This is a genomic window from Thermanaerothrix sp., assembly GCA_026417795.1.
Taxonomy (GTDB): domain Bacteria; phylum Synergistota; class Synergistia; order Synergistales; family Synergistaceae; genus Thermanaerovibrio.
Map to the genome: position 1 here is coordinate 51025 of JAOACP010000007.1, position 15258 is coordinate 66282.

The 15258-nt window shown below is 58.5% G+C and carries 14 protein-coding genes and 1 tRNA gene; 5 read left to right on the forward strand and 10 right to left on the reverse strand.

Translation table 11 applies throughout. From position 1 onward, the window contains the following. Nucleotides 1-16: 16 nt before the first annotated feature. Entirely contained in the window at nucleotides 17-904 is an 888-nt protein-coding gene (gene pdxS, locus N2315_02600; protein ID MCX7828078.1) for a pyridoxal 5'-phosphate synthase lyase subunit PdxS, read from the forward strand. A 2-nt stretch (nucleotides 905-906) separates the two neighbouring features. Continuing rightward, complete coding sequence (pdxT, locus tag N2315_02605) at nucleotides 907-1476, forward strand: pyridoxal 5'-phosphate synthase glutaminase subunit PdxT (protein ID MCX7828079.1); 570 nt, start codon at nucleotides 907-909, stop codon at nucleotides 1474-1476. A 188-nt stretch (nucleotides 1477-1664) separates the two neighbouring features. Here pdxT and N2315_02610 read toward each other — a convergent pair whose 3' ends face one another. From N2315_02610 to N2315_02635, 6 genes are all read right to left on the reverse strand, one after another. Then, entirely contained in the window at nucleotides 1665-2600 is a 936-nt protein-coding gene (locus N2315_02610; GenBank protein MCX7828080.1) for a nucleoside hydrolase, read from the reverse strand. Between the two features lie 6 nt (nucleotides 2601-2606). Further along, nucleotides 2607-3575 carry an ABC transporter permease gene (locus N2315_02615; protein MCX7828081.1) on the reverse strand — a complete coding sequence of 323 codons (969 nt, stop codon included), beginning with the start codon at nucleotides 3573-3575 and terminating at the stop codon, nucleotides 2607-2609. 2 nt (nucleotides 3576-3577) lie between these two features. After that, the gene (locus N2315_02620; protein MCX7828082.1) at nucleotides 3578-4618 is read right to left on the reverse strand and encodes an ABC transporter permease; all 1041 of its coding nucleotides are present in this window, start codon (nucleotides 4616-4618) and stop codon (nucleotides 3578-3580) included. Then, a complete protein-coding gene (locus N2315_02625) occupies nucleotides 4611-6131 on the reverse strand; it encodes an ABC transporter ATP-binding protein (GenBank protein ID MCX7828083.1) in 1521 nt (506 codons plus the stop codon). The genes N2315_02620 and N2315_02625 overlap by 8 nt, the downstream gene beginning before the upstream one ends. A gap of 86 nt (nucleotides 6132-6217) precedes the next feature. After that, nucleotides 6218-7255 carry a BMP family ABC transporter substrate-binding protein gene (locus N2315_02630; GenBank protein MCX7828084.1) on the reverse strand — a complete coding sequence of 346 codons (1038 nt, stop codon included), beginning with the start codon at nucleotides 7253-7255 and terminating at the stop codon, nucleotides 6218-6220. Between the two features lie 170 nt (nucleotides 7256-7425). Next, nucleotides 7426-8421 carry a LacI family transcriptional regulator gene (locus N2315_02635; GenBank protein MCX7828085.1) on the reverse strand — a complete coding sequence of 332 codons (996 nt, stop codon included), beginning with the start codon at nucleotides 8419-8421 and terminating at the stop codon, nucleotides 7426-7428. A gap of 143 nt (nucleotides 8422-8564) precedes the next feature. On the opposite strand from N2315_02635, the gene N2315_02640 reads away from it, so the two are divergent. Next, a complete protein-coding gene (locus N2315_02640; GenBank protein MCX7828086.1) occupies nucleotides 8565-9455 on the forward strand; it encodes a ribokinase in 891 nt (296 codons plus the stop codon). Between the two features lie 79 nt (nucleotides 9456-9534). On the opposite strand, the gene N2315_02645 is transcribed toward N2315_02640, so the two are convergent. Beyond that, a complete protein-coding gene (locus N2315_02645) occupies nucleotides 9535-11316 on the reverse strand; it encodes a methyl-accepting chemotaxis protein (GenBank protein ID MCX7828087.1) in 1782 nt (593 codons plus the stop codon). A gap of 66 nt (nucleotides 11317-11382) precedes the next feature. Next, nucleotides 11383-12729 (reverse strand): 4Fe-4S binding protein, encoded by a 1347-nt coding sequence (locus tag N2315_02650; GenBank protein ID MCX7828088.1) that lies wholly within the window; start codon nucleotides 12727-12729, stop codon nucleotides 11383-11385. Nucleotides 12730-12910: 181 nt separating this feature from the next. Here N2315_02650 and N2315_02655 point away from each other — a divergent pair. Further along, nucleotides 12911-12996, forward strand: a tRNA-Leu gene (locus tag N2315_02655). Between the two features lie 149 nt (nucleotides 12997-13145). On the opposite strand, the gene N2315_02660 is transcribed toward N2315_02655, so the two are convergent. Then, complete coding sequence (locus tag N2315_02660) at nucleotides 13146-13361, reverse strand: DUF6485 family protein (protein ID MCX7828089.1); 216 nt, start codon at nucleotides 13359-13361, stop codon at nucleotides 13146-13148. 142 nt (nucleotides 13362-13503) lie between these two features. On the opposite strand from N2315_02660, the gene N2315_02665 reads away from it, so the two are divergent. Continuing rightward, a complete protein-coding gene (locus N2315_02665; protein MCX7828090.1) occupies nucleotides 13504-14700 on the forward strand; it encodes a hypothetical protein in 1197 nt (398 codons plus the stop codon). A 39-nt stretch (nucleotides 14701-14739) separates the two neighbouring features. On the opposite strand, the gene N2315_02670 is transcribed toward N2315_02665, so the two are convergent. Next, nucleotides 14740-15258 (reverse strand): SDR family NAD(P)-dependent oxidoreductase (locus N2315_02670; protein ID MCX7828091.1); only part of this gene is annotated, 519 nt, incomplete at its 5' end.

Here is a 15258-nt window from a genome sequence, read left to right on the forward strand (position 1 = left end):
GGGAGGCGCCTTTATGATGAACACGGAGGACAAAAGCTGGAAGCTGAAGGACGGCCTGGCCCGAATGCTGGTTGGAGGGGTGATAATGGACGTCACCACCGCAGAGCAGGCAAAGATCGCCGAGGATGCGGGAGCCGCGGCGGTGATGGCCCTTGAGCGGGTGCCAGCCGAGATCCGTCAGCAGGGCGGGGTGGCCAGGATGGCGGATCCAAGCAAGATAATGGAGATTCGCAACGCGGTCTCCATACCGGTGATGGCAAAGGCCAGGATAGGGCACTTCGCGGAGGCCCGGGTACTGGAGGCCCTGGGGGTGGATTTCATCGACGAAAGCGAAGTGCTCACACCCGCTGACCACGAGGCCCACATCGACAAGCACTCCTTCAACGTCCCCTTCGTATGCGGCGCGAGGAACCTCGGCGAGGCCCTAAGAAGGGTGAACGAGGGGGCCGCCATGATAAGGACCAAGGGCGAAGCGGGCACCGGCGACGTGTCCCAGGCGGTAAAACACGTGAAGACGGTAACCAAGGAGATAGAGGCCCTAGCTGGGGTCGAGGAAGAGGAACTCTCCCGGTTGGCGGTGGAACTTAGGGTCCCGCTGGAGCTAATCAAGACCTGCGACAGCCTCAAGAGGCTTCCGGTGGTCAACTTCGCCGCCGGAGGCATAGCCACCCCCGCGGATGCAGCGCTCATGATGAACCTTGGATGCGACGGGGTCTTCGTGGGCAGCGGCATCTTCAAGAGCGAGAACCCCTCCAAGAGGGCGGCGGCCATCGTGCAAGCGGTGGCACACCATGAGGACTGGGACCTGGTGGCTAAGGTCTCCGAAGGACTGGGAGAGGCCATGAGAGGCATATGCGTCAGCTCCATAGACGAGGCCTCCATGCTTCAGACAAGAGGGTGGTAACCATGCGGGTAGGCGTGGTGGCCTTCCAGGGGGCCTTCAGGGAACACATGTCAAAGCTTAGCCGTCTTGGGGCGGATGCCGTGCCAGTCAAGGAACTCGAAGACCTGGAGGGCTTAGATGGCATCGTGATACCCGGAGGGGAGAGCACGGTCATAGGCCGCTTCCTCCAGCAGGAGGGGCTGTCCTCCGCCATAGCGGACAGAGTGAAGGACGGATCTCTGGCACTCATGGGAACCTGCGCAGGGGCCATACTCACCTGCAAGAAGGTTTTGAACGATCCCCCAATGGGAAGCATAGGGATCTTCCCGGCGGAGGCAAGGCGGAACCACTACGGCACCCAAAAAGACAGCTTCCAAGGGGATATCACCCTTTACGACGGCCAAAGGATACCTGGGGTTTTCATAAGGGCGCCGAAGCTGGTTCCACTAGAAGGGGCTTCGGTGCTGGGACTGCACCAGGGGGAACCGGTGGCCCTATCATGGGGTCGGTGCCTTTTGATGTCCTTTCATCCGGAGCTCACCGAGGACGACTCAATGCACAAGCTGTTTCTCAAGATGTCCTCCGTGGGATGAGCATCAAACCAACCCCCATTCTTTCAAGGCTCCAACGGCACAGGGTTTATAAGGCACAGCCCAGTTAAAAACATAAGGCGGCGGGGCCCATTAAAAGGGGTCCCGCCGCCATTTAAAATATGGCTAGCCTTAAGGGGCACCGGCTTCCCTTAGGTCCTCCGCCAACCCGGCCCACACCGCCGCTAAGCTCAGGAGTATCGTCTTATGCATTCCTCCAACAGGTCCCAGAACCTGTCAAGGTCCAGGGTGACGGCCACTTCGGCGTTCGGCTCCCTCTTGGTTACGCCAAAGTAGTCGCAACAGGTCCTCCCGTAGGTGTGCTCTCCCCTCAGCTCCACATCAACCCTCATGGGCTTTGTGACGAATATGGAAGGGTCTATGACGTACGCCACGGTGGTAGGATCGTGAAGCGGCGGGGCGTCCCATCCGAAGATCTCCCGCTGAGTCTTAGCGAAGAACTCCATGAGCTCCACAAAAACCTTGGAAACCCTGTTGCCTATGGCTCCTATCCTGCTAACAACCTGGGAGGTACAGCGAACCTGCCTGGTGAGATCAAGCCCCATCATCACCACCGGCCTTCCGGAGGAGAACACCACGTGGGCTGCCTCTGGGTCCGCGTATATGTTGAACTCCGCAGCAGGGGTCACGTTGCCAAGTTGATATGAGCCCCCCATGAGCACTATCCGCTTTATCTTCTCTACGATCTTAGGCTCCTTGCGCATGGCCATGGCAACGTTGGTAAGAGGCCCCGTTGGGACAACGGTTACGTCCCCATCGGAGTTCATCAGGGTTTCGATCATAAGATCCACCCCGTGCCTTGGGTCCTTCCGAACGGTGGGTTCATCAAAGCTTGGACCGTCCAGGCCGGTCTTCCCGTGTATGTCGTCCGCTATTATCTGCTCCCTCACCATGGGGCGGGACATCCCAGCCGCCACCGGCACGCCCTTGAGCCCCAGCAATGACGCGATGTTGAGTGCGTTTCTCACAGTCTTATCAAGGGTCTGGTTTCCAGCCACCACCGTCACGGCCAGGAGCTCCACCGACGGGTGGGACGCCGCCATCATCATGGCCACCGCGTCATCGTGCCCCGGGTCAACGTCAAGGATGATCTTTTCCCTCTTCAAGCTGCATCACTCCTCCAGGTGAACCGAGAGGGCGCTCATCCTGGCCCTCTGGGACCTAAGCTTTCTGTACATGGCAAGGCTAAGTATAGCGGCGGTGACTATATAGGGGATCATCAAGATGAACTGGGATGGGAACCCAAAGGTCTGAAGCCTCGCCCCCACCGAGTCCGCCAACCCGAAGATGAAACAGCCTATCATGCTCTTAACTGGATCTCCTCCGCCGAAGAGCATCGCCGCCACCCCCATGAATCCCCTTCCGTTGGTCATGTTCTCCGCGAAGACCTTGCTGTACCCCAACGACAGGTACGCTCCAGCGACACCGCCTATGATGCCCGAGTAGATCATGACCTCGAACTTGCGAAGGGCCACCCTTATGCCCGCGGTCTCCGCCGCCTTTGGGTTCAACCCCACGCAGCGGAGCCTAAGGCCCCAAACGGTCCTGTACAGCATGTATTGAAGGAATAGCACCAATAGGATCCCCACCGGCTCCAGAAGCGAGTAACCGTTAAAAAGGCTGTCGAGGACCTCATTGGACCCTAAGAAGGGCAGGTTGATCCTTGGCATGGGCGCTATGGCGGGGTCCATGAAGGAACCGGACTCGTTGAGGAGCCTGTTCAGAAGGAGCTTGGTTATGGCCAGGGCAAACATGTTGACCCCCATGCCGACCACAAACACGTCGGACTTATACTTTATGTGGGCCAAGGCCATAAAAGAGGCTATGGCCACCCCCACGAGAACCGACGCCCCTAGGGCCAGGAGCCAGCTTCCGGAGAAGTAGCTAACCGCCACGGCGGTGAAAGCCCCACACAACATTATGCCCTCCACACCTATGTTCAATATATCCGCCTGTTGGGTTATGACGCACGCCATGGCGGCGTAAATTATGGGCATTGAGGATCTAAGGGTGGATCTTATGAGGGTGTAGTCCACCACCAAGGACAGGTTGTCCATCAAATCCGCCAAGGACTCCAGCATCTTCAGCCCCTCCCGACGGATCCATCGGATCCGGACTTGTTGGTTTTGAACTTAAACTTAAAGAGCCCCTCCATGGAGGCCAACAGTATGAACAGGGCTATCACGGTATCCACCAGCGCCTTGGGGACCCCGGTGAAACGCTCCATCCCCAACGCCCCGGATTTGAGGGCCGCCAGAAAAAAGGAGAGCAATGGGATAAGCCTTATGTCGTTCCTGGCTATCAGGGACGCCAACATTCCGTCAAAGGCTAGCCCCGGAGAGAAGTTGTCAACGAAGGAGCCGAACACACCCAAAACCTGTATGGCCCCAGCTATTCCGCCCATGGCGCCGCTGGCCGCCATGGCCCACAGCATGACCGCTTTTGAATTTATGCCCACGTGTTCCGCATACTGCCGGTTCTCCCCCACCGCCCGCAACCGGTAGCCCCAGGTGCTCTTGTGGACCACCCAGTAACAGGCCACCAATATGGCTATGCCCATAAATAGACCGGTGTTCGCCATGCTGGGAGGCATTATGCGGGATAGCATGAGATAATCCGGCACCGGCGTGGTCTGGGGAGCCCCCAAGCCCGAAGACAAGGGATAGTTGACCAGGTAAGAGGTGAAGAATATGGCCACGTAGTTGGCCAGTATGGTGACACAGACCTCGTTCACGTCGTAGTAGGCCTTGAGGTAGCCGGGTATAAGCGCCCAAAGGGCACCAGCCAGCACCGCGGCGGCAAAACAAAGCACAAGGTGCAACGGCCACGGCATGGGGCCAAAGGCGATGCCCACCCACGCGGCAGCCATCGCCCCAAGGTAAAGCTCTCCCTCCACACCCACGTTGAACACCGAGGCCTTGGAGGCCACGGAGAAAGCAAGGGCGGTAAGAAGAAGCGGAACGAACTTCTCAAGGGTACCCCCCAGGTTGAACTTCCCAACAAGCGCCCCCTTGACCAGCTCCACGTAGGACTCCACCGGGCTCTGCCCCATCAGCGCTATGGCCCCAGCCCCTATCACCAGGGCCAGAAGGGCGGTGAGAATGGAGTTCAAAAGCCTATTCATTTGCAGCACCCCCGGTCATGAGAAGCCCCAATTTCTCCTCATCCGCCTGGTCCGCGTCTATTATTCCCGTTATCCGCCCCTCGTAAAGAACCGCTATGCGGTCCGACAGGGACAGGATCTCCTCCAAATCCGCAGATATAAGGACTATGGCGGTGCCGTTATCCCTCACCCTGACCAGTTCTTTCCTGATGTTCTCTATGGAACCTATGTCCACCCCTCGGGTGGGCTGGCATGCCAGGAGGACCTTAGGATTGGAGTCCACCTCCCGGGCCACCACTATCTTCTGGGCGTTGCCTCCGGAGAAACCCGTGGCAGGGGCATCCGCCAGGGGAGGCCTTATGTCAAAGGTCTTTATCAGCCCCTCCGCAAAACGGTTGAGCTCCCCCTCCACCAATGCGACCCCCTTCGATATGGGAGGCCTGCGAAAAGCCAGGCCCGCCAGGTTCTCTTTGACGGTCATGACCCTGTTGAGCCCCCGGGTGTTTCGGTCCTCAGGGATGTGGGCAAGCCCCGCCTCCCTCACCTTAAGGGGACTCATGTTCTGGACCTCCACCCCATCTATCTTGACCTTGCCCCGCTCCACGGACCTCAAACCAGCTATGGCCTCCGCCAGCTCGCTCTGGCCGTTGCCGTCAACCCCGGCTATGCCCAGTATCTCGGAGCGCCGGACCTGGAAGGAGACCCCCCGTATCTTCGCATGCTCCTTGGAGCTTGGCACGTATATGTCCTCCACGCTTAAGACCACGTCGCCGGAGGCGGCGGATTGAGACCGCTGAACCCCAAGGAACACGTCGCGCCCCACCATGAGCCTAGCCAACTCGGGGATAGACGTATGAGACTTCAAAACGGTGCCCACGTGGCGGCCCTGGCGCATCACCGTCATCCGGGACGCCACCTCCATGACCTCGTTCAGCTTGTGGGATATGAATATGACCGACTTGCCCAATTCAGTGAGGGACCGTATCACCTTAAAGAGCCCCTCCGCCTCCTGGGGGGTCAGAACCGCGGTGGGCTCGTCAAGTATCAGCACCTCCGCCCCCCTGTACAGGGCCTTTATTATCTCCACCCGCTGGGCCTCCCCAACGGAAATGTCGTTAACCCGCTTTTTAAGGTCCACCCAAAGCCCATACTCCTCCATTATGGAGGTTATCCTCTCCTCCGCGGACCTGAAATCTATCTTGCCCATGGACAACCGGGGCTCAAAGCCGAGTATCACGTTCTCCAAAACCGTAAGCTGCTGGACCAACATGAACTCCTGATGCACCATGCCTATGCCCCTGGCTATGGCTTCCCCTGGGGTCTGGTGCTGGAAGGTCTCCCCTTTAACCGTTATGGCCCCGGAATCGGCCTCATAGACCCCGTAAAGGATCTTCATGAGCGTTGATTTCCCAGCCCCGTTCTCCCCTATAAGGGCATGGGCCTCCCCAGGCATCAGGTCAAAAAGACCCCGGTCCACCGCCCGGACCCCGGGGAAGTCCTTGACTATGTCCCTCATCAGAACTATGGGTTCCATCTGGACTCTTTACACCCCTCAGTCTCCACATGGGAGGGTAAGATTAAAAGGGGCGGACCTGCAAGGCCCGCCCCGAAAGGCCAGGGCTAGATATCCCGCTTGAAGCCCTTATACTGCTCCACCTTGATCTTACCGGACTTTATGTCCTCGGTGAGCTGCTTTATCTTGACCAGTATGTCATTGGGGAACTTATCTCCCAGGGCCTTCTTCATAACCGACATGTCCGTAAGCCCCACGCCGCCGGAGGCCACGCCCATCTCCACCACGGTGTTGCCCTTGAACTTGTTCTCCTTGACGTCCTTAACCACCTTGTAGGTAGCCACGTCCACCCTCTTTATCATGGAGGTGAGGATGTGTCCGGGGTATATGCCGTCCTGGTCCATATCCACGCCGATGGCGTAGAGCCCCTTCTCCTTGGCGGCCTCCAGTATGCCGTTACCGGTGGTGGAAGCCACGTTCATAACTATGTCAGCCCCCTGCTCAAACTGGGCCAGCGCCAGCTCCTTGCCCTTGAGGGGGTCGCTGAAGCTCCCGGCGAAGGACACCAGCACCTTAACGGAGGGGTCTATGTACTTGGCTCCCTGCTTGTAACCGGTCAGGAAGTCCTGAAGGACCGGTATGTCCATGCCGCCAACCCAACCGATGATCTTCTTGTTGTTCACGCCGGGAATGTTGGTCTTGGTGGTGAACATGGCAGCGGCGGCTCCGGCCAGGAAGGAACCCTCGTTCTGGGCGAAGATGATGGACTCCACGTTGGGGGCCTTAACAGCGCCGTCGATGACCCCGAACTTCACGTCCGGGAAGGAGGCGGCGTGCTTCTTTATGAGCTCCGCTATCTGGGTGCTGGAACCTATTATCACGTCGTACTTGGCGGAGGCCATGGAGAGCAGGTTGGCCTCCCAGTCCGCGGGGTTCTTGGACTCCAGAACCTTGAGCTCTATGCCAAAGTCCTTCTTGGCCTTCAAAAGCCCCTTGTAAGCGGAGTCGTTGAAGGACTTGTCACCCAAAAAACCGGACAGTATTAGCGCCACCTTCATGGGCTTGTTGGCCGCCATAGCGCCGGAGGCCATCAGAGAAAGGGCCATGCAAGCGACCAAGAGAACAGAAAGAACCTTCTTCTTCAAGTGTGATCTCTCCCCTCTGCGGTAAAGAAAAACTCAACCCCTCAAAGCCAAACCACGTGGTTCAAACCACCGCATCTCCTTCAGCCCATACCATCCCGCCCGGAGTACCACCTCCCCGATGTAAGCTTCATACAGCTTCCGTAGAGATTATCCCCTAAAACCACAGGGGACTACCGGAGCCTTGGTTTCCCGGTGGAACTCCTCTCCACCAGCCTACAGTTTATCACCCTGGCAACGGGCTCAAAACGCTCAGATCCCATCCTGGCAACCACCAAATCCACCGCCACCGCCCCCATTTCAGCGATTGGCTGGGCCACGGTGGTCAAGGGAGGAACCAGAAACTGTCCGATCGATATGCCGTCAAATCCGATGACCGATAGATCTGCGGGCACCGAAAGCCCCAGATCCCTGGCGGCCCTCACCGCTCCCAAGGCCATCAGGTCGTTCATGGCGAAGATACCGGTCACCGAGCGGTCCTTAAGCATTTCTAAAGCAAGGGCGTAGCCGGAAGGACAGGTAAAGTCTCCCCAAACCACAAGGGATTGATCCAACGGCACCCCTTCCTCCCCAAGGGCCCTCGTGAAGCCCTTCAAGCGATCTTCGCTTGGCCCAAGCCCCTTGGGGCCGCAAATGCAGCCTAACCTTCGATGCCCAAGCTCCAAAAGGCAACGGGCCGCCAGGTACCCGCCTCCCACGTTGTCGGACTGGACGGAATCCACCGGCAAACCCTCTATCTTACGGTCCACCATGACCACCGGTATCTCAAGGCCCGAAAGAACCCGGGCCTGCTCCTCGGGGAAACCAAGACCCACTATTATCATGCCCCCCACCCGGTGGGACGTCATGGCCTCAACCGCCCGCCTCTCCCTGTCGGGCTGCCCTGCGGAGCTGGCCATCATTAAGGAGAATCCAAGCTCATAGCACCGGTCCTCAACGGCCCTTGCCACCTCCGCAAAGTAGGGGTTGGTGGCGTCGGGCACCACAAGGCCCAGGAGGGGCGCTCCCTTCCGCCTTAGGCTTCGGGCCATCATGTTAGGCCTGTAGCCCAGGGAATCCACCGCCCTCAGCACCCTTTCCCGGGTGTGAGGATCCACCCGCCTGGTACCGTTTAGGACGTGGGACACGGTGGAAACCGACACCCCGGCAAGCAAAGCCACGTCCTTCATGGTCACCAAATCGCATCCCCCCGTGGGCGCAAAGGATTGCGCAATCCTTTGCGCGTATGCTACTTTTATCCCAAGAGATTGTCAACAACTTTTTGGATTTTATTGCCCAAGGAAACCAACCAAATTTTAAGGAAGTGATCGTCTTGAAGAGGATCGTGGTGGTGGGCTCCCTCAACATGGACATGATAATGCGGGCGGAACGGATGCCCATGAAGGGTGAGACCCTTACCGGAGGCACCTTCTCCACAGCCGAGGGCGGCAAGGGGGGCAACCAGGCGGTGGCCTGCTCCAGGATGGGAGCTAAGGTCACCATGGTGGGCAAGGTGGGACAAGACCAGTTTGGAGACCTGCTGGTGGAAAGCCTTTTACGGGAGGGGATAGAGGCCAAGGTAAAAAGGTCCCACGTCCACACCGGGGTGGCGCAGATCACGGTGTTTCAAGACGACAACTCCATAATAGTCGCCCCAGGGGCTAACCGCCACCTTTCCCCCGAGGACCTGGACCTTCATTGCTTCACGGGGGCCCATGGAGCCGTCTTCCAGCTGGAGATACCCCTTGAGACGGTGGAAGCGGGGTTGAAGGCCGCCAAGGCCAGTGGATGCATAACCTTCCTCAACCCATCGCCCATAAGGCCCATGGGAGAAAAGGCCCTGGCGAACTGCGACTACATAGTCTTAAACCAGGTGGAGCTAGGCCAACTGAGCGGCGAGGACCGGCCAGATACCGGCATAAGGAAGCTGCTTGACCTTGGGGTCAAAGGGGTAGTCCTAACCATGGGATCCCAAGGGGCCAGGTTCGTATCCCCATACCAGGACGGAACCGTTGAAGCGCCAAAGGTAGAGGTGGTTGACTCAACCGGAGCGGGCGACGCCTTCATGGGGGCCTTTGCGGTGATGATATGCGAGGGACGCCCAATGGACGAGGCGGTCCTAGCCGGCGTGGCTGCGGGATCTCTTGCGTGCCTGAGGGAAGGGGCCCAACCCTCTATGCCCTCAAGGGAGCAGGTGCTAAAGCTAATGGCTTCAATGCCATAAAAGACCGCCCCCGGCCCTATATTCCCGGGCCGGGGGGTGGCAGCTATGGCCCAAAACAATCGGCCAAGGCCCAATGGGCCTAACCCCTGGGAGGGGGCAGAGCGGCACCTCTTTGTACTGCGCCCGCGGACAGCTGGCCATGCTTGGTCTTGAAATGGGCTATCATTCCCAAGAGGTTCGAGGCAAGCTTCACCATGTCCTCTGCTCCCTCCGCCACCCTCTCCGCGGCCTTGGTCACCTCGGACATCTGATCCCTCACCACATCCGAAGAAGAGGCCGCCTTGGACACCTCAGCGGCTATGTCCCTCACCGCGGCGGATATCTCCTCGCTGGACGCCGCCTGCTCCTCCGACACCGCCGCCAGGTCCTGGGTGGCGGAGGATATCTCAGAAAGGGCGGATATTACGCTCTCTATGGTCCTCTCAGCCTCCCTGGCCAAAGAGGAAGCCTCCTGGGACAGGCGGGAGTTCTCGTCCGACGACTCCACCACCCGCTTGAGCTCCTCGGTTATGGTGTTTGCCAGCTCCGAGATCTTCCTGGCCGCCCCGTTGGACTCCTCCGCAAGCTTGCGGACCTCCTCGGCCACCACCGCAAAACCCCGCCCATGCTCCCCCGCCCTGGCGGCCTCTATGGCGGCGTTCAAGGCCAAAAGATTGGTCTGATCCGCTATGCCGCTTATCTCCGCCACAAAGGACTGTATCTCCCTGGCGCTGTCCACAAGGCGCCTCACCTCCCCGGCCATGGCGCTTGAAGCCTCCGCCACGCTTTCTATGCGCTGAGCCACCCGGGCCACGGAGGAAGCCCCCTCCGAGCCGGAGGCCCTGGCCACCTCCACCCGGTCGGCTATATCAGTGCTCCTCTGGGCCGACATCTGGGCTCCCGACGAGACCTCCTCCACGGAAGAGCTTATCTCCGACGCCGAGGCGGAGAGGGAGTCCATCTGCCTTGACACCTCGTCCACGTTGGCCTTGGACTCCTGGGCGGCGGCTATGGTCTCCTGAGACACCGCGGAAAAGTCCTCCCCTTCCTTGCCCAAAGCCTCCGCCATGGACCTTATGTCCTCCATGGAGCGACTGAGGTTTGAGGCCATCTGGTTAAGGGACCGCCCGACCGACGCCACCTCATCGGCCCCCTCTTCGTCAAAAACCATGGACAGATCCCCCTCCGCAAAGGCCCTAACCCCTTGCTCCATGAAAGCAAGACGCCTTGACAGGCTGAGGCATACGAACAACCCCGCCGCCAACATCAGGATCACCGCCGAGACGGAACCCACACCCATGACCCATAGGGCGCTGACGGAGTACCTGCGGTTGTCCTGGTTCCTCTTGGCCGCCTCATTGCGCAGGTAATCAGAAAGAGCCCTCATCTCCTTTTGATACTCCTCAAAGGCGGGGAAGCCCCTCTGCTCGAAGAGCTCCCGGGCCTCCTCCCCGCGGCCGGACCTTGCAAGGTCCAAAGCCTCCCGCAACACGGCCCTATAAGCTTTCAGCAGCTCCTTAGCCTTGGGGAGGCGCTCCTTTTCGTAATCTGTCAACACGGTGTTCTCCCACCGGGATATGTTCTCATCCACCTGCTTCGCCCTCCTGGCGATGTCACTGGCCAGCTGCTCAACCTTAGCGGGATCGGAGGCAAAGGTGATCCTCAAAAGGTTGCCCTGGATGGCGCGGCCGTGCACAAGACAGTCCATGGCAAGCACCGATGGCACGAAGAAATCGTTGTACATGGTATCGGCCAAACCCAAGGACCTCTTCTCGAGGTATATTCCCATGGAAACCACCGCCGCAAGGACCAGGCTCAGAAGGGCTATCATGGCCAAAAGCCTGGCTTTGATGCTGAACCGGTTTAAGCAGCTGCCCTTCATGCAAAAATACCCCCCTTCTTAACCTAAATAACGCTTAGCCCTAATCAAAGCTCAAGCACAAGGAAACTATTTACGTGTTTGCCTAAGCAAACCCATGACCGCTTCCCGGATGGATGAAACCTCACTTCCAGCCTTCTTGGCCAGCTCCCTCAAGGGCACGTCCTTCGACTCCGCAAGGTCCTCCGGCCATCCGGCGGCCTTGAGTATCCGCCTCTCGTCGAGTCCGTAGATGGAAGCCACCTCCCCAAGGGTTTGGCTGCCCTTTATGGAGTCAGGATCCGGAACGGATTTCTTGTCCTGCGGGGCTGAAGCCAGGTAAGCCCTGACGGAGTCCTTAACCTTCTCATCATCAACCCCCGGTATCTTCTTAAGCGCCACATCCCTAGGAACCCCTTCGTCAAGCCCCGCGGCCCTTATGAACTCCTCCACCGGCAGCCCCACCTGCTTTGAGGCCTGCTCCACCGTCATCCACCCAAAGATCCCCTCCACCGGGTCCGATGCGGCCTCCTTCGAGGCCCCATAGTAGGTCCGCCAAAACCCGGCATACCGGGCGACGCCGTAGGCCCCCAAAAACACCATCAGCCCCGCAATCCCAACCACCAATGGAGCCACCCTAAGCCCCTTCAAGCTGAACCCCAGCGTTCCCCTCACGGGGCAGGCCCCCACGCATTCTCCGCAGGATATGCAGTCCCCATCGGACACCGCGCGGGCCTTGGAAACCGCGATCCCCATGGGGCAGGCCCTGTCGCAGGCCCCGCAGTTTATACACGTCCCCTCGTCCCGCCTCACTTTAGTCAGGCTCATAAGCTGCAGAAACCACAGCGCCCCTCCCAATGGGCAGAGGTACCGACAGAAGAAACGGGACGCCAACATGGCAGCTCCAAGCACAAAGATGAACAGGACGAGGAAACCGAATGGAGACGATGAAATCTCATCCCACCCGGCGCTCATATGGGCCCAGCTGACCCAGGGGTCGTAAGGCCTCATCACAAGGGTTCCAAAGGACCACGTAAGGATCAGCACCGCCGCAAGGATCAAGATCTTTACGAACCTGCCCCAGGGCTCAAACTTTTGCAAGGCACGGGAAAGACCCAGACGCTTCCCCAACATGCCCGCCATCTCCCCCAGGGCCCCAAGGGGGCATATCCAGCCACAGAAAACCCGTCCAATGCCAATCGTCATCAAGGCCACCACGCCCCAAAGGATCAGCGAACTTGGAGCGGTCCTCTTAAGAAAGACACCCTCCCTCAAGTACGCGTAAAGGCTCTCCAGGCCTCCAAAGGGACAAAGGGCGTCCACCGGAGGCACCCCGGAAGGACCTCCTCCAACAACCTGGTGCCTGTACCCCATCCAAGTCATGAAAAGCAGAAACGAAAAGAGGGAACCGTACCTTATCCATCTGGAACCGATCATCTAAACCACCTCCAGATCCCAGGATAAAGCACCGCAGGAAGCTAAAGATCAGGGAAAGAGCCTATTTTTCAAGGTCATTTTTGTATGTATATTTTGATTATTATACCACAGGCCGCCGGGATTTCCCATAGGGGTAGACAAACAGGGGCTCCCTGTGGTATCTATATCATCGCTTTCTTGCGCCGGGGTGGCGGAATGGCAGACGCAGCGGACTCAAAATCCGCCGTGGGCAACCACGTGGGGGTTCGAGTCCCCCCCCCGGCACCACCTATAAACAAGGCCGGGGTCCTCAAGGAGTCGAGAACCCCGGTTTTTTGCGTCTTTGGGCCCTCGAATCCCGTCATCCACCTTGACCCGCGGCATCCTCTTAAGTGGGCATCAAGCCAGGTGGCGACAAAGCCCAACCGGAACTTTCTTCAACCTTCCATCCGGTCCATTACAAACCTGGCAAAGCCACGAAAAGAGTAATCCTGCTCCCTTGGCATATCTGGGTCTATCTTCCGGTAAAAGCAAACAGGTATGCAGCCCTCCGCCAGGTTCTTGGCTATGCAAGGAGTGCAGCCCTCCTGGTGGTTCGAAGGATGGGCGGAACAAGCCTTGTCTACGCAGGTACAAAAATTTACATTAACCACTGCTACCCCCTCCTCACCTGTTATCAAACCAACGAACGCCAAGCGGATGAGTTTCAACAACTGCCATCCTCATGGCTTATAATGTGTTTAAATTTTATCATCACTCAAGCAACGCCACAACGAAGACAGGGGGCGTTCTGACATGAGCAACGCCAGGCCGTTTCACCCGGAAGGGGCGGTAATCTTAACCGCTGGGACCGTGGCAGCCACCGCGGGCATCTTGGGCTTGCTCTGGAGCCCCATAGCGATATACCAAAAGGGATTCCTGGGGCTTATGACGTTCATGTTCGGCCTGGAATCCACCGCCATAGGGAGGTCGCCGATCGGCGAGTCAGGGCCAGGGCCGTTAAGGCTTTCTTTCGGTATGGCGCTCATGCTGCTTGGCATGCTCACGTCATTCCTGCCCGATACGCCGGAATACTGGAGTGCATGGGTCCTGGCATTGTGTTTTTGCGCGGTCGGGACAGCCCAAGGAGCGGAGATGGCCATATCCAAGGACAAGATGCGGGCCTGGAGGGCCCAAGGGGGGATGCTAAAGCGCCTTCCGGCCATGTGCGGCACCGCATACCTGCTGTCCTTCATGCTTGGGTTGGCCATAATCCTAGCAGCCACCGGACGCCTGTCGGAGAAATCGGTCTGGAGCATAACCCTGGCCTACGGAGCCTCAATGTACGCCCTTGGCATCATGCTGATCCGCATACGGGAAAGCTACGGCACCGATGCCCCTTGGACAAGCCTCAGGATAATGCCCATGGGAAAAGCCATGATGCTGGTAACCGGCACATTCATGGCGGTTCTAGGGATAACCCTCATACCCGTAAGCTTTGGGATGATCCGCTTCTCCAGCGACGCCCAGATGGGGTTGCTCCTCATAATAATGTCAGTTCAGGTCATGTCCACCGGGAGTACACCGCTTGGGATGTCCATTTCCTCAGCCGCCGGCATTCCACTGGGGATCGTGATGGCAGCCCTTGGAACCGCATCTTCGTTGGTTCCAGGAAGGCTTATTAACCTACTTACCCTCTTGATCGCCATTCTAAACCTGGCGGGAGGGGCGCTCGGCCTTAAGAGCCTCACAAGGTCAAAAAAGGAAACGCTGGCGGCCATAAGCAATATGGGGAGGGCAAGAACACCCTCCCCCCTCGTAAACCTATGGCGGGTTCAGCTGGCCATGAACGGCACTTCCATCCTCTTTGGAGCCTCCATGCTGATCCGCAACCTAATCCCAGGCTGGTTGGTTGGGATGATACTGACCGCCAACGGAGGGCTTCTCGTCATAATGATAGGCATACTGGACGAGGTTCAGCGCCTTAAGGATAACCCTTCCGCTCCGGAATAAGCCGCGGCCAGCACCAGCCCTTGGCCGCATGGAGGACTCCTAGAAGTACGTCCCCTTGGTCCGGTAGTTCTCCCGCCGCTCCGCCGCCATGGCCCTCGCCAGGCCGTCAAAGGTCTTGCGATCCAACCGATACAGCTCCCCCATCTTGGCGGCAAACTCAGGAAACGCTATAACCACCTGTCCCGACTCCATCCCCTGGAATATGGCATCCACCGCCTCCTCCACCGATATGGAGTCCGCCGGAGGCTCCAAGTCGCCGAATATTGGGGTCCTCACGTTGCCAGGGCAGAAAACGCTGAACTTCAGACCCTCGGATTCAAGCTCGTATTGCAGGCTTTCGGTCATGGATATGACCGCCGCCTTCGTGGCGGCGTAAACCGCCTGGTACGGCACCGGCACGAGGCCCGCAATGGAACCGGCGTTAACCACATGGCCAAACCCCTGTTCCCTCATTATCGGGATGGCGGAATACGTTCCGTAAACCACTCCCATGACGTTGAGGTTCACCATGAAACGCCATATGTCAAAGGTTATCTTCTCGGTGGGAAGCGTCATGCC

Bases quoted from the DNA above. Each gene is read 5' to 3' on its own strand.
- pdxS (MCX7828078.1), top strand. From the start codon at position 17: ATGAACACGGAGGACAAAAGCTGGAAGCTGAAGGACGGCCTGGCCCGA.
- pdxT (MCX7828079.1), top strand. From the start codon at position 907: ATGCGGGTAGGCGTGGTGGCCTTCCAGGGGGCCTTCAGGGAACACATG.
- N2315_02615 (MCX7828081.1), bottom strand. From the start codon at position 3,575: ATGCTGGAGTCCTTGGCGGATTTGATGGACAACCTGTCCTTGGTGGTG.
- N2315_02620 (MCX7828082.1), bottom strand. From the start codon at position 4,618: ATGAATAGGCTTTTGAACTCCATTCTCACCGCCCTTCTGGCCCTGGTG.
- N2315_02625 (MCX7828083.1), bottom strand. From the start codon at position 6,131: ATGGAACCCATAGTTCTGATGAGGGACATAGTCAAGGACTTCCCCGGG.
- N2315_02635 (MCX7828085.1), bottom strand. From the start codon at position 8,421: ATGAAGGACGTGGCTTTGCTTGCCGGGGTGTCGGTTTCCACCGTGTCC.
- N2315_02645 (MCX7828087.1), bottom strand. From the start codon at position 11,316: ATGAAGGGCAGCTGCTTAAACCGGTTCAGCATCAAAGCCAGGCTTTTG.
- N2315_02650 (MCX7828088.1), bottom strand. From the start codon at position 12,729: ATGATCGGTTCCAGATGGATAAGGTACGGTTCCCTCTTTTCGTTTCTG.
- N2315_02665 (MCX7828090.1), top strand. From the start codon at position 13,504: ATGAGCAACGCCAGGCCGTTTCACCCGGAAGGGGCGGTAATCTTAACC.